Annotated in this window: 16 protein-coding genes and 3 tRNA genes; 1 reads left to right on the plus strand and 18 read right to left on the minus strand. The window is 70.1% G+C overall.

What is annotated here, in order from left to right; translation table 11 throughout:
- Positions 1 to 244: 244 nt before the first annotated feature.
- A complete protein-coding gene (locus tag O7626_RS29300) occupies positions 245 to 772 on the minus strand; it encodes a hypothetical protein (RefSeq protein WP_278064274.1) in 528 nt (175 codons plus the stop codon).
- 64 nt (positions 773 to 836) lie between these two features.
- Between O7626_RS29300 and O7626_RS29305 the strand changes: the two genes are divergently transcribed.
- Entirely contained in the window at positions 837 to 1,247 is a 411-nt protein-coding gene (locus O7626_RS29305; protein ID WP_278064275.1) for a hypothetical protein, read from the plus strand.
- Positions 1,248 to 1,466: 219 nt separating this feature from the next.
- On the opposite strand, the gene O7626_RS29310 is transcribed toward O7626_RS29305, so the two are convergent.
- The 17 genes from O7626_RS29310 to O7626_RS29390 form a co-directional block, all read right to left on the minus strand.
- Entirely contained in the window at positions 1,467 to 1,814 is a 348-nt protein-coding gene (locus O7626_RS29310) for a hypothetical protein (RefSeq protein ID WP_278066367.1), read from the minus strand.
- Positions 1,815 to 1,916: 102 nt separating this feature from the next.
- Positions 1,917 to 5,804 carry a DNA-directed RNA polymerase subunit beta' gene (locus O7626_RS29315; protein ID WP_278064276.1) on the minus strand — a complete coding sequence of 1,296 codons (3,888 nt, stop codon included), beginning with the start codon at positions 5,802 to 5,804 and terminating at the stop codon, positions 1,917 to 1,919.
- 132 nt (positions 5,805 to 5,936) lie between these two features.
- Positions 5,937 to 9,368 carry a DNA-directed RNA polymerase subunit beta gene (locus O7626_RS29320; protein WP_278064277.1) on the minus strand — a complete coding sequence of 1,144 codons (3,432 nt, stop codon included), beginning with the start codon at positions 9,366 to 9,368 and terminating at the stop codon, positions 5,937 to 5,939.
- A gap of 669 nt (positions 9,369 to 10,037) precedes the next feature.
- Positions 10,038 to 10,421 carry a 50S ribosomal protein L7/L12 gene (gene rplL / locus O7626_RS29325; RefSeq protein ID WP_278064278.1) on the minus strand — a complete coding sequence of 128 codons (384 nt, stop codon included), beginning with the start codon at positions 10,419 to 10,421 and terminating at the stop codon, positions 10,038 to 10,040.
- A 62-nt stretch (positions 10,422 to 10,483) separates the two neighbouring features.
- Positions 10,484 to 11,026, minus strand: a complete 543-nt coding sequence (gene rplJ, locus O7626_RS29330; RefSeq protein WP_278064279.1) for a 50S ribosomal protein L10 — start codon at positions 11,024 to 11,026, stop codon at positions 10,484 to 10,486.
- 347 nt (positions 11,027 to 11,373) lie between these two features.
- The gene (locus O7626_RS29335) at positions 11,374 to 12,063 is read right to left on the minus strand and encodes a hypothetical protein (RefSeq protein WP_278064280.1); all 690 of its coding nucleotides are present in this window, start codon (positions 12,061 to 12,063) and stop codon (positions 11,374 to 11,376) included.
- On the minus strand, positions 12,060 to 12,983 hold the full coding sequence (locus O7626_RS29340) for an ATP-binding cassette domain-containing protein (RefSeq protein WP_278064281.1): 924 nt from the start codon (positions 12,981 to 12,983) through the stop codon (positions 12,060 to 12,062). The genes O7626_RS29335 and O7626_RS29340 overlap by 4 nt, the downstream gene beginning before the upstream one ends.
- A 170-nt stretch (positions 12,984 to 13,153) precedes the next feature.
- Positions 13,154 to 13,867 (minus strand): 50S ribosomal protein L1, encoded by a 714-nt coding sequence (gene rplA, locus O7626_RS29345; protein WP_278064282.1) that lies wholly within the window; start codon positions 13,865 to 13,867, stop codon positions 13,154 to 13,156.
- 87 nt (positions 13,868 to 13,954) lie between these two features.
- A complete protein-coding gene (rplK, locus tag O7626_RS29350) occupies positions 13,955 to 14,386 on the minus strand; it encodes a 50S ribosomal protein L11 (protein ID WP_278064283.1) in 432 nt (143 codons plus the stop codon).
- A 215-nt stretch (positions 14,387 to 14,601) separates the two neighbouring features.
- The gene (gene nusG, locus O7626_RS29355; RefSeq protein ID WP_278066368.1) at positions 14,602 to 15,321 is read right to left on the minus strand and encodes a transcription termination/antitermination protein NusG; all 720 of its coding nucleotides are present in this window, start codon (positions 15,319 to 15,321) and stop codon (positions 14,602 to 14,604) included.
- Between the two features lie 40 nt (positions 15,322 to 15,361).
- Entirely contained in the window at positions 15,362 to 15,748 is a 387-nt protein-coding gene (gene secE, locus O7626_RS29360; protein WP_278064284.1) for a preprotein translocase subunit SecE, read from the minus strand.
- 275 nt (positions 15,749 to 16,023) lie between these two features.
- Positions 16,024 to 16,096: transfer RNA gene (locus O7626_RS29365), tRNA-Trp, on the minus strand.
- A 140-nt stretch (positions 16,097 to 16,236) separates the two neighbouring features.
- Entirely contained in the window at positions 16,237 to 16,629 is a 393-nt protein-coding gene (locus tag O7626_RS29370) for a MaoC family dehydratase (RefSeq protein WP_278064285.1), read from the minus strand.
- Position 16,630: 1 nt separating this feature from the next.
- A complete protein-coding gene (locus O7626_RS29375; protein ID WP_278064286.1) occupies positions 16,631 to 17,077 on the minus strand; it encodes a MaoC family dehydratase N-terminal domain-containing protein in 447 nt (148 codons plus the stop codon).
- A gap of 196 nt (positions 17,078 to 17,273) precedes the next feature.
- A complete protein-coding gene (gene rpmG / locus O7626_RS29380) occupies positions 17,274 to 17,441 on the minus strand; it encodes a 50S ribosomal protein L33 (protein WP_013288652.1) in 168 nt (55 codons plus the stop codon).
- Between the two features lie 134 nt (positions 17,442 to 17,575).
- Positions 17,576 to 17,648, minus strand: a tRNA-Met gene (locus O7626_RS29385).
- Positions 17,649 to 17,673: 25 nt separating this feature from the next.
- Positions 17,674 to 17,746, minus strand: a tRNA-Thr gene (locus tag O7626_RS29390).
- Positions 17,747 to 17,826: the final 80 nt, after the last annotated feature.

Raw genomic sequence — 17,826 nt, forward strand, 5'->3', positions numbered from 1 at the left:
ACGAGTTGCCCGGGCATGCCCGGGCACGAGAGGAAAGAGTACCTACCGTGAGTGGGCACGTCAAAAACAGGACTCCGGGAGGTTGTCAGCCAACCCCCGGCCAGGCCCGGATCTCCGCGTCGCTCCCGAAAAGCACTGCCGGTTGTCAAGTGTACCGGCTGATCCCACGATCGGCCCGTCGGCCCGGCAACCCGACAGGGCGCCCACCGCCCGCACGGCCCTGCCCGACGGTCCTCCCCGGCGCTCAGAGCACTTGCAGCAGCACCGACACGGCCACCGCGAGCACGGTCAGGGCCAGGCCGACGCCGGCACAGCTCAACCCGGCGATCGCCAGGCCCCGGCCGGTGAACCGGACCGGCGGCGCGGTGGGACCGGACCCGGGCACCGGCGCACGCCCACCCGGCCAGCCCGACCGGCCGCCGGCCGACGTCTGGCGGCGGCCCAGCTCGCCGAGGAGCACGCCGGCCAGGCCGAGCAGCCCGGCGAGTACCGCGAAGGCGCCGGCCACCCAGCCGCCCCAGTCGCTCGGGCTGCTGCCGGCCAGGCCCAGGCAACCCGCGGTGAAGGCGACGAGCACGGATGCGATCCCGGTCACCAGCGAGGCCACCGCCGGTCCCGAGGTGACCGGCGCCACCTCCAGGTGCACCAGCCCGAACGGCGTACCCGGCACGGCGTCGATCCGGCTCGGTGCCCGCACCGACTCCCGGGGCGGCGGCGCCACCGCCGGTGCACCGCCGCCGCCCGCACCCGGCCCGCCTGCCGGCAGGGACATCGTCGGGTACCCGGGTCGCGGCGCACCGCCGGGCCGGGCCTCCGGCATCGGGTACGCCGCACCGGTGGCCGACCCGCGCACCCCGACCGACCCGGCGGCCGCGGCCACCGGCCCCGGCCCGGAGATCGGGATCGCGGGGACGGGCCCGGAGCCAGGCCCTCCCGAGGTCTGTCCGGCGGCGACTTCCGGCCAGGCCGGGCCGGAGTCTCCCGTCGCCGGCCCGGCCGGGCCGGAGCTCGTCGTTGCCGGGCCGGAGCTCGTCGTTGCCGGGCCGGAGTTCGTCGTTGCCGGGCCGGAGTTCGTCGTTGCCGGGCCGGAGTTCGTCGTTGCCGGGCCAAAGTTCGTCGTTGCCGGGCCGGACGCGGCGGGAGCGGGCCGAGCCCACTCGCTGGCCGCGGCACCGGGCTCTCCACCGACGGCACCACCCGGCCGCGCCGGCGCGGCCGTCGGCAACGTGTACGAGGGCTCGTGGTAGCGGGGCTGCTGCCCGTCGGGCAACCCCGGAGTCTCGTCCGCCGCGCGCTCCACCTGCGGTGGCTGCGCCTCATCCGTCACGAAACTCCCCCTGGAAAGCACCTGCCGCCGACCACGGCGGAACTGACCGGCCGGGCGTCGACCGGAACCGACACGTCGTGTCGAGGCCAGGTTACCGCCGCACGGCCAGGTCAGCCCCGGCGGTCCGCGCGGGGTCGCGTCAGTCGACGCCGGGCGCGAAGTCCCGGCCGACCGACCCGTTGGCCAGGTTCACCACGCCGACCACGGTCGCCGCCACCACGGCGGTGGCGGCGAGGACGATTCCGGCCCAGGCCAGCCGCTCGCCGCGACGCAGCCAGGCCGCGCCGGTCAGGTAACCCCCGGAGGCGTACGCCTCGCGGCGGGCCTGCCGGGCCAGCAGCATCGCCACCGTCGCCGGGACGATCCCGCCGACAAGTGCACCGGTCAGCAGCGCCACCAGGCCGAGCGCGAAGACGGCCCGCGACTTGGTCGAGCGGACCGGATCCGGGTCGAGCGGATGGCGGGTGGCCGGACCGGCCGCCGGCATCGTCGTCACGGGGCCAGCCTACCCACCCCGGCGACCCGGGCCGGAAAAGCGGGCAGCCCCGCCCGTCGTCGTGACGGAGCGGGGCTGCCCGGTGTCGCCTGTCTAGCGGTACGACCCGAAGTCGAAGTCGTCCAGCGGCACTGCCTGCCCGCTGGCCGGCCCGAACCCGTAGTCGGTCTCCGGGTAGCCGGTCATCGAGTAGACCTTGGCCTTCGCCTCCTCGGTCGGCTCGACCCGGATGTTGCGGTACTTGCTGATGCCCGTACCGGCCGGGATGAGCTTTCCGATGATGACGTTCTCCTTGAGACCGATCAGCGAGTCGCTCCGGGCGTGGATCGCCGCGTCCGTGAGCACCCGGGTGGTCTCCTGGAAGGAGGCCGCCGACAGCCACGAGTCGGTGGCCAGCGACGCCTTGGTGATACCCATCAGCACCGGCCGGCCCGCCGCGGGCTCGCCGCCCTCGGAGACGAGTCGGCGGTTCTCCGACTCGAAGAGCGCCCGGTCGACGAGCACGCCCGGCAGGAACTCGGTCGCGCCGGAGTCGATCACCGTCACCCGCTTGAGCATCTGGCGGATGATGATCTCGATGTGCTTGTCGTGGATGAGCACACCCTGCGACCGGTAGACCTCCTGGACCTCCTGGGTCAGGTGGACCTGGACCGCCCGCGGGCCGAGGATCCGCAGCAGCTCGTGCGGGTCGATGGTGCCCTTGGTCAGCTTCTGCCCGACGTCGACGTGGTCGCCGTCGTGCGCCTGGAGCTGCACCCGCTTGGAGATCTTGTCGTACACGATCTCGTCGCTGCCGTCGTCCGGCACCACGATGATCTTGCGCGACCGCTCGCCGTCCTCGATCCGGATCCGGCCCGGGGTGTCGGCGATCGGCGCCTTGCCCTTCGGAACCCGGGCCTCGAAGATCTCCTGGACCCGGGGCAGACCCTGGGTGATGTCCTCACCCGCGACACCACCGGTGTGGAAGGTACGCATCGTCAGCTGCGTGCCCGGCTCACCGATCGACTGGGCGGCGATGATGCCGACCGCCTCGCCGACGTCCACGGTCTTGCCCGTCGGCAGCGAGCGGCCGTAGCACGCCCCACAGACGCCGAGCTTGGACTCGCAGGTGAGCACGCTGCGGACCCGTACGGTGTCCACCCCGGCCGCCACGATCCGGTCGACCAGGATCGTGTTGATGTCCGCACCCCGCTCGGCGACCAGGTTCCCGTCGGGACCCTTGATGTCGTCGGCCAGGGTACGGGCGTGCACGCTGGTCTCCACGTGCTCGTGCGCCACCAGCCTGCCGTCCAGCTGGGTCGCGATCTGCATCGGGATGGCGCGGTCGGTGCCGCAGTCCTCCTCGCGGATGATCACGTCCTGCGAGACGTCCACCAGACGACGGGTCAGGTAACCCGAGTCGGCGGTACGCAGCGCGGTGTCGGCGAGACCCTTCCGGGCACCGTGCGTGGAGATGAAGTACTCCAGCACGGAGAGACCCTCCCGGTAGCTGGCCTTGATCGGCCGCGGGATGATCTCACCCTTCGGGTTGGCCACCAGACCACGGATCGCGGCGATCTGGCGAAGCTGGAGCAGGTTACCGCGGGCACCCGAGTTGATCATCTTCCACAGCGGGTTCTCCTGCGGCAGCGCGGTCTCCATCTCCTTGGCGACCTCGTTGGTCGCCTTGGTCCAGATCTCGATGAGTTCGCCGCGACGCTCCTCGGCGGTCATCAGACCCCGCTGGTACTGCTTGTCGATCCGCTCGGCTTCCTTCTCGTACCGCTCCAGGATCTCCCGCTTGCGCGGCGGCGCGATGACGTCCTCCATGCCGATCGTCACGCCGGACCAGGTGGCCCAGTGGAAACCGGCCTCCTTCAGCCCGTCGAGCGTCGCGGCCAGGGCCACCTTCGGGAACCGCTCGGCGAGATCGTTGACGATCGCCGAGAGCTGCCCCTTGCGGATCTCGTAGTTCACGAACCGGTAGCCGACCGGCAGGGTCTCGTTGAAGAGCACCCGGCCCAGCGTGGTCTCCACGGTCAGCGGCTCGCCCGGAGTCCAGTCCTCCGGAGCGGTCCACCGGGACGCACCCGGCCCGTTGTCGACCTCGACCACACCGCGCAGCCGGACCTTCACCGGGGTCTGCAGGTGCAGCTCCCCGTTGTCGAAGGCCATCCGCGCCTCGGCGTCCGAGCTGAACACCCGGCCCTCGCCGACCTCACCCGGGGTGAGGTGGGTCAGGTGGTAGAGACCGATGACCATGTCCTGGGTGGGCATGGTGACCGGCTTGCCGTCCGCCGGCTTGAGGATGTTGTTCGACGAGAGCATCAGGATCCGGGCCTCGGCCTGCGCCTCGGCGGACAGCGGTACGTGCACCGCCATCTGGTCGCCGTCGAAGTCCGCGTTGAACGCGGTGCAGACCAGCGGGTGGATCTGGATCGCCTTGCCCTCGACCAGCTGCGGCTCGAACGCCTGGATGCCGAGCCGGTGCAGGGTCGGCGCCCGGTTCAGCAGCACCGGGTGCTCGCCGATGACCTCTTCCAGCACGTCCCAGACGACCGGCCGCTGCCGCTCGACCATCCGCTTCGCGGACTTGATGTTCTGCGCGTGGTTGAGGTCCACCAGCCGCTTCATCACGAACGGCTTGAACAGCTCCAGCGCCATCTGCTTGGGCAGGCCGCACTGGTGCAGCTTGAGCTGCGGACCGACGACGATCACGGAACGACCGGAGTAGTCGACCCGCTTGCCGAGCAGGTTCTGCCGGAACCGGCCCTGCTTGCCCTTGAGCATGTCCGACAGCGACTTCAGCGGCCGGTTGCCCGGACCGGTGACCGGCCGGCCCCGCCGCCCGTTGTCGAACAGCGCGTCCACGGCCTCCTGGAGCATCCGCTTCTCGTTGTTGACGATGATCTCGGGCGCGCCGAGGTCGATCAGTCGCTTGAGCCGGTTGTTCCGGTTGATCACGCGGCGGTACAGGTCGTTCAGGTCCGAGGTCGCGAACCGACCGCCGTCGAGCTGCACCATCGGGCGCAGGTCCGGCGGGATCACCGGTACGCAGTCCAGCACCATGCCGAGTGGCGAGTTGCGGGTGTTCAGGAACGCCGCCACGACCTTGAGCCGCTTGAGCGCCCGGATCTTCCGCTGCCCCTTGCCGCTACGGATGATCTCGCGGAGGTTGTCGGCCTCGGCGTCCAGGTCCATGTTCTGGACCAGCGCCTTGATCGCCTCGGCGCCCATCCCACCGGTGAAGTACTCGCCGAACCGGTCCCGCAGCTCGCGGTAGAGCAGCTCGTCGGTGACCAGCTGCTTCGGCTCCAGCTTGCGGAAGGTGTCCAGCACCTCTTCGAGGCGGTCGATCTCGCGCTGCGCCCGGTCGCGGATCTGGCGCATCTCGCGCTCTCCGCCTTCCTTGACCTTGCGCCGCACGTCGGCCTTGGCACCCTCGGCCTCCAGCTCGGCCAGGTCGGCCTCGAGCTTGGCGGCCCGCTTCTCGATCTCCGAGTCGCGGCTGTTCTCGGCCTGCCGCTTCTCGGCCAGGATCTCGTTCTCCACCGTCGACAGGTCGCGGTGCCGCGCTTCGGCGTCGACACTGGTGACCACGTACGAGGCGAAGTAGATGATCTTTTCGAGGTCCTTGGGCGCCAGGTCGAGCAGGTAGCCGAGCCGGCTCGGCACACCCTTGAAATACCAGATGTGCGTGACCGACGCGGCCAGCTCGATGTGGCCCATCCGCTCACGGCGCACCTTGGAGCGGGTCACCTCGACGCCGCAGCGCTCGCAGATGATGCCCTTGAACCGGACCCGCTTGTACTTACCGCAGTAGCACTCCCAGTCCCGCTGCGGACCGAAGATCTTCTCGCAGAAGAGCCCGTCCTTTTCCGGCTTCAGGGTGCGGTAGTTGATCGTTTCAGGCTTCTTGACCTCGCCGTGCGACCACTGACGGATGTCGTCAGCAGTGGCCAGGCCAATCCGCAACTCGTCGAAGAAGTTGACGTCGAGCACGTTATACGTCCCTCGTGTCGTGTCGTTTCCTGTTGCTAGCACCCGGGGCTGGGGTTCGGGGCGGCTCGACCCGCGGAGGGATCAAGCCTGACCGCCCGGAGCGGGTCGAGCCGCCCCGAACCCACCACCCACTCACACCTCTTCGACCGAGCTCGGCTCGCGCCGGGACAGGTCGATGCCGAGTTCCTCCGCCGCCCGGAAGACCTCGTCGTCGGTCTCGCGCATCTCCAGGGCCACACCGTCGCTGGAGAGCACCTCGACGTTGAGGCACAGCGACTGAAGCTCCTTGAGCAGCACCTTGAAGGACTCCGGGATGCCCGGCTCGGGAATGTTCTCGCCCTTGACGATCGCCTCGTACACCTTGACCCGGCCGAGTACGTCGTCGGACTTGATCGTCAGCAGCTCCTGGAGCGCGTACGCGGCGCCGTACGCCTGCATCGCCCAGCACTCCATCTCGCCGAACCGCTGGCCACCGAACTGCGCCTTACCACCCAGCGGCTGCTGCGTGATCATCGAGTACGGGCCGGTCGACCGAGCGTGGATCTTGTCGTCGACCAGGTGGTTCAGCTTGAGGATGTAGATGTAGCCGACCGCGATCGGGTCGGGCAGCGGCTCGCCGGAACGTCCGTCGAAGAGCTGCGCCTTGCCGCTCGCGCCGATCAGCTGCTTGCCGTCCCGGTTGGGCAGGGTCGACGAGAGCAGACCGGAGATCTCCTCCTCCTTCGCGCCGTCGAAGACCGGCGTCGCCACGTTGGTGTCCGGCTCGGAGGAGTCCGCGTCGATCGAACGCAGCGCCCGCTTCCAGTCGGCGTCGTCACCGTCGACCTGCCAGCCGGTCTTGGCGACCCACCCGAGGTGGGTCTCCAGCACCTGGCCGATGTTCATCCGGCTCGGCACGCCGAGCGGGTTGAGCACGATGTCGACCGGGGTGCCGTCCTCCAGGAACGGCATGTCCTCGACCGGCAGGATCTTGGAGATGACGCCCTTGTTGCCGTGCCGGCCGGCGAGCTTGTCGCCGTCCTGGATCTTCCGCTTCTGCGCCACGTAGACCCGGACCAGCTCGTTGACGCCCGGCGGCAGCTCGTCGCCGTCCTCCCGGCTGAACGTGCGTACGCCGATGACCGTGCCGGTCTCGCCGTGCGGCACCTTCAGCGAGGTGTCCCGGACCTCGCGCGCCTTCTCGCCGAAGATCGCGCGGAGCAGCCGCTCCTCCGGGGTCAGCTCGGTCTCGCCCTTGGGCGTGACCTTGCCGACCAGGATGTCGCCGGTGACGACCTCGGCGCCGATCCGGATGATGCCGCGTTCGTCGAGGTCGGCGAGCATCTCCTCACTGACGTTCGGGATGTCGCGGGTGATCTCCTCCGGACCGAGCTTGGTGTCCCGGGCGTCGACCTCGTGCTCCTCGATGTGGATCGAGGTGAGGGCGTCCTGCTGGACGAGGCGCTGCGACAGGATGATCGCGTCCTCGTAGTTGTGACCCTCCCACGGCATGAAGGCGACCAGCAGGTTGCGGCCGAGCGCCATCTCGCCGTCGTCGGTGCACGGGCCGTCCGCGATGACCTGGCCCGCCTCGACCCGGTCGCCCTCGAAGACGATCGGCTTCTGGTTGACGCAGGAACCCGCGTTGGAGCGGCGGAACTTGTGCAGGAGGTAGGTACGCCGGTGGCCGTCGTCCTGGTGCACCGTCACGTAGTCGGCGCAGAGGTCCTCGACCACGCCGCCGACCTCGGCGACGACCACGTCACCGGCGTCGACCGCGGCCCGGTACTCCATGCCGGTGCCGACCAGCGGCGACTCGGCCTTGACCAGCGGCACCGCCTGGCGCTGCATGTTCGCGCCCATCAGTGCCCGGTTGGCGTCGTCGTGCTCGAGGAACGGGATCATGGCGGTGGCGACCGACACCATCTGGCGCGGCGACACGTCCATGTAGTCCACGGCGGTCGGCGCGACGTAGTCGATCTCGCCGCCCTTCCGACGGACCAGGACCCGGTCCTCGGCGAAGGAACCGTCCGCCCGCAGCGCCGTGTTGGCCTGCGCCTTGACGAACCGGTCCTCCTCGTCGGCGGTCAGGTAGTCGATCTGGTCGGTGACCCGACCCTCGACGACCTTCCGGTACGGCGTCTCGATGAAGCCGAACGGGTTGACCCGGCCGAAGGTCGACAGGGCGCCGATCAGGCCGATGTTCGGGCCTTCCGGCGTCTCGATCGGGCACATCCGGCCGTAGTGGGACGGGTGCACGTCCCGGACCTCGAAGCCGGCCCGCTCCCGGGACAGACCACCCGGGCCGAGCGCGCTCAGCCGGCGCCGGTGGGTCAGCCCCGCCAGCGGGTTGGTCTGGTCCATGAACTGGGACAGCTGCGACGTACCGAAGAACTCCTTGATCGCCGCCACCACCGGGCGGATGTTGATCAGGGTCTGCGGGGTGATCGCCTCGACGTCCTGGGTGGTCATCCGCTCCCGGACCACCCGCTCCATCCGGGAGAGGCCGACCCGAACCTGGTTCTGGATCAGCTCGCCCACGGTACGCAGCCGGCGGTTGCCGAAGTGGTCGATGTCGTCGGCCTCGTAGCCCTCCTCACCGGCGTGCAGCCGGCAGAGGTATTCCACGGTGGCGACGATGTCGTCCTCGGTGAGCGTGCCGGTGTTGATCGGCACGTCGACTTCGAGCTTCTTGTTGAACTTGTATCGGCCGACCTTGGCTACGTCGTACCTCTTCGGGTTGAAGAAGAGGTTGTCGAGCAGGGTCTGGGCGTTCTCCCGGGTCGGGGGCTCGCCGGGCCGGAGCTTGCGGTAGATGTCGAGCAGCGCCTCGTCCACCCCGGCGATGTGGTCCTTCTCCAGGGTGGTCATCATCAGCTCGGACCAGCCGAACCGCTCGCGGATCTGCTCGTTGGTCCAACCGATCGCCTTGAGCAGGACGGTGACGGCCTGCCGGCGCTTACGGTCGATGCGGACACCGACGGTGTCGCGCTTGTCGATGTCGAACTCCAGCCAGGCACCCCGGCTCGGGATCACCTTGACGCTGGAGAGGTCGCGGTCGGAGGTCTTGTCCGGCTGCTTGTCGAAGTAGACGCCCGGGGACCGGACGAGCTGGCTGACCACCACGCGCTCGGTGCCGTTGATGATGAAGGTGCCCTTCGGCGTCATCATCGGGAAGTCACCCATGAACACCGTCTGGCTCTTGATCTCGCCGGTGGTGTTGTTGGTGAACTCCGCGGTCACGAAGAGCGGGGCGCAGTAGGTCAGGTCCTTCTCCTTGCACTCCTCGATCGAGGCCTTGACCTCGTCGAAGCGGGGCGCGGAGAAGGAGAGCGACATTGTGCCAGAAAAGTCCTCAATGGGACTGATCTCGTCGAGGATCTCGGCGAGACCCGATCGAGCGTGCGGGTCGTCAGCCGACCGGCCCTGCCAAGCCTCGTTGCCAACCAGCCAGTCGAAGGACTCGTTCTGGATGGCAAGGAGGTTGGGGACCTCGAGGTGTTCGGTAATCCTGCCGAAGGAGATTCGGCGGGGCGCGAAAGCGCTCGACGTACGACTGGTCTTCGCAGGGCGGGAAGCTGCCAAGATGCGTCCTTCCGAGGACCGGTGCTGCTAGCTGCGGCTGTCACGCGTGCACTCCAATGGCCCCACTCCAAACGCCCATAACTGGACATTCCGAGCAGGGGTCAAGTCGGAAGGCAGCGCAAACTAGCAGTGTAGCCGAGCGGCTAACCGCTGTCCAGCCCACCACGGCAGGGCGTTGCAGAACGTGTCGCCGACCGGCTGGTCGGCGCGCGCCGAGCGCGCTCACACGTCCCGCACGCAACCCGCTAGGCCCGTAGTAGCCAGCGGCTCGTGGTGCTGCCGTGGCTCTTACCCAGGTGTCGGCCGTCGCAAGCGCGGAAGGTCTTGCTGATGTCAGCGTGCCTGCCGGTTCGTGCCGCGTCAAGGGCTGATGCCCGGGTCGGACCACCTCTTTACCCGGGTCGGCATCCGAAGCTGACCGCCCGGACGGGCCTCCGCCGGCCGTCGGAGGCGCCAAAGCCCTGATCATCGACGGTCGCAGCCAGTCAGCGGACGGAGACGGGCGGCGATCCGGCGCCGGATCGCCGCCCGTCGGCGACAGAGCTGTGCGTCAGCTCACTCGGCCGACGCGAGCCGCCTCCGGGCGGCCCGTACCGCGCTCGCTCCCCCGCTCGGCGGAACGGAAGGACTCCCGGTACGGGCCCGCCCGGTGGGCGACGTGGTGCGGAACTACTTGAGGGTGACCTTGGCGCCCTCGGCCTCGAGCTTGGCCTTGGCCTTCTCCGCGGTCTCCTTGTTGGCCTTCTCGACGACCGGCTTCGGCGCGCCCTCGACGAGGTCCTTGGCCTCCTTCAGGCCCAGGCCGGTCAGCTCACGCACGACCTTGATGACCTGGATCTTCTTGCCGCCGTCGGCCTCCAGGATGACGTCGAACTCGTCCTGCTCCGGCTCGGCCTCGGCAGCCGGGGCCGCGGCGCCACCGGCGGCGACGGCCACCGGCGCGGCGGCGGTCACCTCGAAGGTGGTCTCGAACTGCTTCACGAACTCCGAGAGCTCGATCAGCGTCATCTCCTTGAACGCGTCGAGCAGCTCTTCGGTGCTGAGCTTCGCCATGGTGTCTGGCGTCCTTTCGTAATCTCTTACACGAATATCGGGGTACCGGGAGGGCTGGCCGGTCAGGCGGCCTGCCCCTCCTTCTCACGCTTGTCCTGCAGGGCAGCCGCCAACCGGGCGGTCTGCGCCAGCGGCGCCTGGAACAGGGCAGCGGCCTTGCTCAGGCTGCCCTTCATCGCGCCGGCCATCTTGGCCAGCAGCACCTCGCGGGACTCGAGGTCGGCGAGCTTGTTGACCTCGTCGGCGCTGATCGCCCGGCCCTCGAAGACGCCACCCTTGATGACGAGCTTCGGGTTGGCCTTCGCGAACTCCCGCAGGCCCTTCGCCGCCTCGACCACGTCACCGGAGACGAAGGTCAGCGCGGTAGGACCGGTGAACAGCTCGTCGAGGCCGGCAATGCCAGCGTCCGTCGCGGCACGCTTGGCCAGCGTGTTCTTCGCCACCTCGTAGGTCGTCTCCCGACCCAGCGAGCGGCGCAGCTGGGTCAGCTGGGCGACCGTCAGTCCGCGGTACTCGGTGAGCACGGTGGCTCCCGCGTTGCGGAAGTGTTCGGTGAGCTCGGCGACGGCGGTGGCCTTGTCGGCCCGAACCGGCTTGTCCGCCATGTCCCTCCTCTCTCGTTTGCTCCAGGCTGGTCACGCCCGGCCGGCTGTCGGCACGGCCGGAGCCCGACGGATCGGAAGTCCACCCCAACGAGAGAAGCCCCGGCGCAGGGCGCACGGGGCGGGATAGGTCGCGCTGGACACGACCTGACACGCTTGCCGTCTCCCCCTGCGCGGGCCGCCCGTCGAGCGGGACCTTCGACCGTGCCAGGGCACGGCGACCAGCGGTCTCTGGGTTAGAACGTCGACCAAGCAGGCTTGGCCGACTTGCCAGAGTACGGGACGCCTGCCGTGACCGCCAAATCACCCCGGGTGGTCCGGGTCACGTCCCGGCCGCCGCGGCTCGTCGGTCAGGTCCGGCGGTGGCGCAGCCAGGCGTACCCGGCCAGGGCCAGGGCGCTCCAGAGCAGGGCGTGCCCGGTCAGCAGCGCCACCGAGGCACCGGTCGGCCCGGCGGTGGCGGCCCGGGCGGTGGCCAGCACCGGGGGCGCGATCCAGGGCAGGACGGAATCCTTCAGCCCGAACACGTACCCGCCGACCACTCCGCCGACCAGGGCGGCGAGCCCGTACAGCGGGCTGTTGGTCGCCGCCCGGCTGGCCAGGGCGCCCAGGGCGACCGCCACCGGCAGGACCAGCAGGTGTGCCCAGAGCCCGATCGCCAGGCCCAGCGGAAGGGGCAGGTCGCCGGCCCGCTCCGGCCCGGTCACCCCGCCCAGCAGCCAGGGCAGCAGCAGTGCGACCGGGACCAGGGCCAGCCCGGCCAGCCCGGCGGCCAGGAGTCCACCGGCCAGTTCCGCCCGGCGACCGGCGGCCACCACGGCGAGCCGGCGCTGCACGTCCGGCTCGGTGTCCAGCAGCAGCTTGGTCTGCCAGGCCAGCACCGGGAAGAGCAGCACGGCGGAGACCCCGTACGCCTCGGCGGCCTGGGCGGCGCCGCCCCCGTACAGCACGCTGAGCGCGACCAGCCCGGTGATCAGCGGCGGCAACACCCGGGCGGTCCGGACGAACCCCAGCAGCCGCATCCGGGCCAGCGCGGTCACGACGCCTCCCCGGCATCCGCGCCCGGCCTCGTCTGCGCGGGCGGCGGGCCGGCATTCAGCGGCTCGGCAGTCAGCGGCTCGGCCTTCAGCGGCTCGACGGACGACGACGCGCCGGACAGCGGCTCGGCGGAGCGTACCCCGAGCACCTGGTGGCCGGCGCGGCGCAGCGCGGCGACGGTCTCCAGGGCCCGGTCGGTCGGCACCGCGATCTCCACCACCGACGTGCCGGCCCCGACGACCCGCTGCCCGGGTGCGAACCCGGCCCCGGCGGCGGGGGTCCCGGCGGCCCCCTCGCCGCTGGCGTCCGGAGGCGTGACGGTCACCGTCGCGTCGGCCACACTCCACCGCATCGCGTACGGCAGCCGGACCGTCTCGCCCCGGTGGTCGCTGACCAGCACCCTGCCGCCGTCGTCGAGCACCTCCCTGATCAACTCGGGGACCAGTTCGCGGGTGGGCCCGTCCAGCCCCTCCCAGGGCTCGTCGAGGACGAGCAGGCCGGGGGGCCGGAGCAGGGCCTGGGCGAGTCCGACCTTCTGGGCGGTGCCCTTGGACAGCGCCGGCAGCCGGACGTCGCGGTACGCCGCCAGCCCGAGACGCTCGATCCAGCCGGTGGCGGCACGGTCCGCCGCCGCGCCCGGGAGCCCACGGATCCGGCCCATCCCGGTCAGGTACCGCGCCACCGTGTACGGCTGCTCCGCCGGAAACCGCTCCGGCACCCAGCCCACCGTCCGAGGCCGATCCCGGACGGCTCCCCGGCTCGGCCGCAGTACCCCGACCGCCAGTTGCAGCAGCGTCGACTTGCCCACGCCGTTGCGGCCGAGTACCACGGCGCTCTGCCCGGGGCCGATCTCCAGCTCGACCGCCCGCAGCACCCACGGGGCACGGCGGCCGTAGCGCAGCCAGACCTGATCCACTCGCACGGATAGGAGGGTGCCACAGCACCGCCCGGCGGACGGGGACCCCGACCTGTCCGGCCACTGCCGGCGACCCGGGACGGGGTCGGCCATGCGGCGGAAACGCCGACGCGGGGCGCCCGCGAGAATCTCGCTGGGCGCCCCGCGTCGGACGGGACGAACGGGTCGGCGGAGGCTTAGTCCTCGGCCGACTCCCGCAGGTTCTTCACCACGTTCGGGTCGACCGGCACGCCCGGACCCATGGTCGTGGTGATGGTGACCTTCCTGAGGTACTTGCCCTTGGCCGCGGAGGGCTTGGACCGGAGCACCTCGTCGAGCACCGCGGCGTAGTTGTCGACCAGCTGGGTCTCGGAGAACGAGGCCTTGCCGATGATCATGTGCAGGTTGGAGTGCTTGTCCACCCGGAAGGTGATCTTGCCACCCTTGATGTCCGAGACGGCCTTGGTGACGTCCATGGTCACCGTGCCGGTCTTCGGGTTCGGCATCAGGCCGCGCGGGCCCAGGATCCGCGCGATCCGGCCGATCTTGGCCATCTGGTCCGGCGTGGCGATCGCCGCGTCGAAGTCCAGCCAGCCCTCCTGGATCCGGGCGACCAGCTCGTCGGTGCCGACCACGTCGGCTCCGGCGGCGGTGGCCTCCTCGGCCTTGGCGCCGGCCGCGAAGACGATCACGCGGGCGGTCTTGCCGGTGCCGTGCGGCAGGTTGACCGTGCCCCGGACCATCTGGTCCGCCTTGCGGGGGTCGACGCCGAGGCGCATCGCGACCTCGACCGTGGCGTCGAACTTGACGGTGCTGCTCCCCTTGGCCAGCTTGACGGCCTCGACCGGGTTGTAGAGCTTGTCCCGGTCGATGGCCTCGGCGGCCTTGCGGTAGCTCTTGCTGCGCTGCATCTCTGATTACTCCTGTGGTGTCTGTCGGGCCGGGCGGCGCCGCGGCCCTCCCACGAACGGGTCGTGCCGGTCAGGGTGGGGGCGGACCTATTCCTTGACCGTGATGCCCATCGACCGGGCGGTGCCGGCGATGATCTTCTCGGCGTGGTCGATGTCGTTGGCGTTCAGGTCGGCCATCTTCTTCTCGGCGATCTCGCGCAGCTGGGCGCGGGTGACCGAGCCGACCTTCTGGGTGTGCGGGACGCCGGAGCCCTTCGGCACGCCGGCGGCCTTGATCAGCAGCCGGGCGGCGGGCGGGGTCTTCAGCACGAAGGTGAAGGTCCGGTCCTCGTACACGCTGATCTCGGCCGGCACGATGTCACCGCGCTGCGACTCGGTCTGGGCGTTGTACGACTTGCAGAACTCCATGATGTTGACACCGTGCTGACCCAGCGCCGGGCCGACCGGCGGTGCCGGGGTGGCCTGGCCCGCCGGCAGCTGAAGCGTGAACGTCTTGACGAGCTTCTTCTTCGGAGGCATGTCTCTTCCTGGGCTTGAAACTGGGGAACGTGCACCTGAGTTCGCCCGTCGGCGCGCACGGTCAAGCGCGCCTGCGTGGCGGGCGACGTTCTAGAGTAGCGCAACCCCGGCCGGGGCGACGCGCCGAGGTCGGCCGAACCCGACCGGCCCACCGGCCGCACCCGACCCGGCCCACCGGCCGGCGCCGGGTGACCGGCCGGATCCGCGGCGGTCGATCAGATCTTGGCGACCTGGTTGAAGTTCAGCTCGACCGGAGTCTCCCGACCGAAGATCGAGACGAGCACCTTGAGCTTCTGCTGGTCGGCGTTGATCTCGCTGATCGTGGCCGGCAGCGAGGCGAAGGCGCCGTCGGTCACCGTGACCGAGTCACCGACCTCGAAGTCGAGCACCTTGACCTCCGGCTTCGCCTTCTTGGTCTCGGTCTCCACCGCCGGGGCGAGCCACTTGAGCACCTCGTCGAGCGAGAGCGGCGCGGGCCGGTCGGCCCGGTCGGTCGCCCCGACGAAGCCGGTCACCCCCGGGGTGTTGCGCACGCAGGAGTACGACTCCGGGGTCAGCTCCATCCGGACCAGGATGTAGCCCGGGAAGACCTTGTTCTGGACCTGGAGGCGCTTGCCGTTCTTGACCTCGACCTCTTCCCGGGTCGGCACCTCGACCTGGTAGATGAACTCCTCCATGTCGAGGCTGGTGATCCGGGTCTCCAGGTTCGTCTTGACCTTGTTCTCGTAACCGGCGTACGAATGGACCACATACCAGTCGCCGGGCGCGTAGCGCAGCTTCTGCCGCAGCTCGGCGACCGGGTCGTAGTCCTCCTCCGGAGCCTCGGCAGCGTCGAACCCCGGCTCGCTGGCGGCCTCGACCGACTCGTTACCGCTCGCCGTCGCCACCGCGGACTGCTCGTCCGGGGTCTCGGCGGTCTCGTCGTACTCAGGCACGCTCTCGCTCACTTCCGTCACTATCAGGTGGGGCAGGTGGTCAGCTGGAGCCGCCGAAGACCCACAGCACGCCGCGGGCGAAGGCGTAGTCCAGCCCGGCCACGATCGTCAGCACCACGGCGACGAACACGACCACCACGGCGGTGTAGGTCAGCAGCTCCTTGCGGGTCGGCCAGATGACCTTACGCAGCTCTGCCACGACCTCGCGGAAGAACCGGGCAAGCCGGCCGAACATTCCGACCCGACCCTCGGTCTTGGTCTTGGGCCTGCTGTCCGCCGAATCGGCCCTGGTCCGCTCCCGGGTGGCGGTGCCACCCCGGCCGACCGGCTCGTCCGCCTCGTCGGCGTCATCGTCGACGGCGTCGTCGATCATCTCGTCGTCGAGACGGTCGTTGTCGTCCTCGTCGCGCCGATTCTTGTCGGCCACTTCGCCCTCCGTCGCCGGGTGGTTGGTACGCGCGCCGAGTGGACGCGCGCTGCGCTTTTCACGCCGGCCGGAACCCGGAGTCTCCGTCTCGGGCACCGACCGCCCTCGACCGAACCCCCGGACGACCGTCCCCGGAACGGCCCGCGGCCGGCGGATCCGTCGGGACGGACCGGGCGGACTCACCGCCTCGGCTCGACCCCGCCGATGCCACCAACACGAGCCGGTCGCCACAGGTGATGGCGACGCCGATCCCGGGACCGGTCAGGCCGTAGGCGCAGGGGTGACAGGACTTGAACCTGCAGCCTGCGGTTTTGGAGACCGCTGCTCTGCCAATTGAGCTACACCCCTGTGCGGGCAGCAGACCCACTCTGGCACGCATGCCTGAGTAGAGGCCACTTGCCCCACGGCGGACCAGTGTACGGGTAGAGGCACGAGTTTCCCAACCGGTGTGTCCCGGCGAGCCCGGCGCGCCCCGCCCCGGACGGGTACTAGGCGGGGGTGCGGATCACCGCCCGTGCCTGGGCCAACACCTTCTCGCCCTGGCAGGTGGCGGTCAGGTCGAGCCGGGTGAGACCGTCCGCCGGCTCGCCGCGTACGGCGGCACTCACCTCGATCTCGGTGCCCTCGTCGTCGTCCGGCACCGGCACCGGCCGGGTGAACCGGACGCTGTACTCCAGCACCGCGTCCGGCGAGCCGGCCCAGTCGGTGACGGCCCGCCCGACCAGCGCCATGGTGAACATGCCGTGCGCGATCACCCCGGGCAGCCCGACCTTGGTGGCGAACCGTTCGCTCCAGTGGATCGGGTTGAAGTCGCCCGAGGCGCCCGCGTAGCGGACCAGGTCGGCGCGGGTGATCCGGAAGGTACGGGGTGACAGGTCCATCTCAGCCCTCTCCGCGTACGACGAGCTTGGTCCAGACGGTGACCACCGGCTCCCCGGCACTCGTGCTCACCTCGGTACGGGTGGTCATGAAGCCGTGCCCGGCCCGGTTGACGATCTCCTCGACCGTGTTCACGCAGACCAGCTCGTCACCGGCGACCACCGGCCGGGTGTAGCGGAACCGCTGGTCGCCGTGGACCACCCGGCTGTAGTCGATGCCGAGCTCGGGATCCTCGACGATCTGCCGGCTGGCCGCCATGGTGATCGTGAACGGATAGGTCGGCGGCGCCACCACGTCGGCGTGCCCGAGCGCGCGGGCGGCATCCGGATCGTGGTACGCCGGGTCGTCGGCGCCGATCGCCGTGGCGAACTCTCGGATCTTCTCGCGGCCCACCTGGTAGGGCGGGGTCGGCGGATAGCTGCGGCCGACGAAGGACGGGTCCAGGGACATGCCGCCGAACCTACACGGCCGGGGCGACCCGTCGGGGCCACCGCCGGACGGCCCGACGGCCCCGCCGAAACGGGCGTCCCGGGGACGCAGAATCGCCGCCCCGGGCCTGGCGGGAGCGGGCTCGGCTGCCGCGCTCACCAGGGCCGGAGCGGCGATCCTGGAGGTCTCTGACCGGCCGACCCGCGTCGGCGGCGGATCAGCGGGTCTCGCGGTGAACGGTGTGCTTGCCGTCCCGGGGGCAGAACTTCTTCAGCTCGATGCGGTCCGGGTCGTTACGGCGGTTCTTACGCGTGATGTAGTTGCGCTCCTTGCACTCCACACACGCCAAAGTGATCTTGGGACGGACATCGGTCGCCTTGGCCACGGCGGGGCGCCTTCCTCGTTAGCGGGACTGAACTACGACGTACCAGCGTAGACGCCTGCCACGCGGACACGCAAAGTGGGCGCCGTCGGCGCCCTTTTCGTTCCGGTCTCCGGGTCAGACCCGGCGCCCGAGAGTAGCGGTGGCCGGACTTGAACCGGCGACACAGCGATTATGAGCCGCTTGCTCTGCCATCTGAGCTACACCGCCGCGGCGGGTCCAACTGAACCCTCTGAGCCCCCTTACGGAATCGAACCGTAGACCTTCTCCTTACCATGGAGACGCTCTGCCGACTGAGCTAAGGGGGCGCGCACGCGATCTTTCCTGCCGGCGCGCAGAGGTAAGAGTACACGTCGTCGGGCACGAGGTGAAATCAGATCCCCGGTGT

This window comes from Micromonospora sp. WMMD1102, from assembly GCF_029626265.1.
Taxonomy (GTDB): Bacteria; Actinomycetota; Actinomycetes; order Mycobacteriales; family Micromonosporaceae; genus Plantactinospora.

Bases quoted from the DNA above. Each gene is read 5' to 3' on its own strand.
- O7626_RS29300 (WP_278064274.1), bottom strand. From the start codon at position 772: ATGTCCCTGCCGGCAGGCGGGCCGGGTGCGGGCGGCGGCGGTGCACCG.
- O7626_RS29310 (WP_278066367.1), bottom strand. From the start codon at position 1,814: ATGCCGGCGGCCGGTCCGGCCACCCGCCATCCGCTCGACCCGGATCCG.
- rplL (WP_278064278.1), bottom strand. From the start codon at position 10,421: ATGGCGAAGCTCAGCACCGAAGAGCTGCTCGACGCGTTCAAGGAGATG.
- rplJ (WP_278064279.1), bottom strand. From the start codon at position 11,026: ATGGCGGACAAGCCGGTTCGGGCCGACAAGGCCACCGCCGTCGCCGAG.
- rplA (WP_278064282.1), bottom strand. From the start codon at position 13,867: ATGCAGCGCAGCAAGAGCTACCGCAAGGCCGCCGAGGCCATCGACCGG.
- rplK (WP_278064283.1), bottom strand. From the start codon at position 14,386: ATGCCTCCGAAGAAGAAGCTCGTCAAGACGTTCACGCTTCAGCTGCCG.
- O7626_RS29370 (WP_278064285.1), bottom strand. From the start codon at position 16,629: ATGGACCTGTCACCCCGTACCTTCCGGATCACCCGCGCCGACCTGGTC.
- O7626_RS29375 (WP_278064286.1), bottom strand. From the start codon at position 17,077: ATGTCCCTGGACCCGTCCTTCGTCGGCCGCAGCTATCCGCCGACCCCG.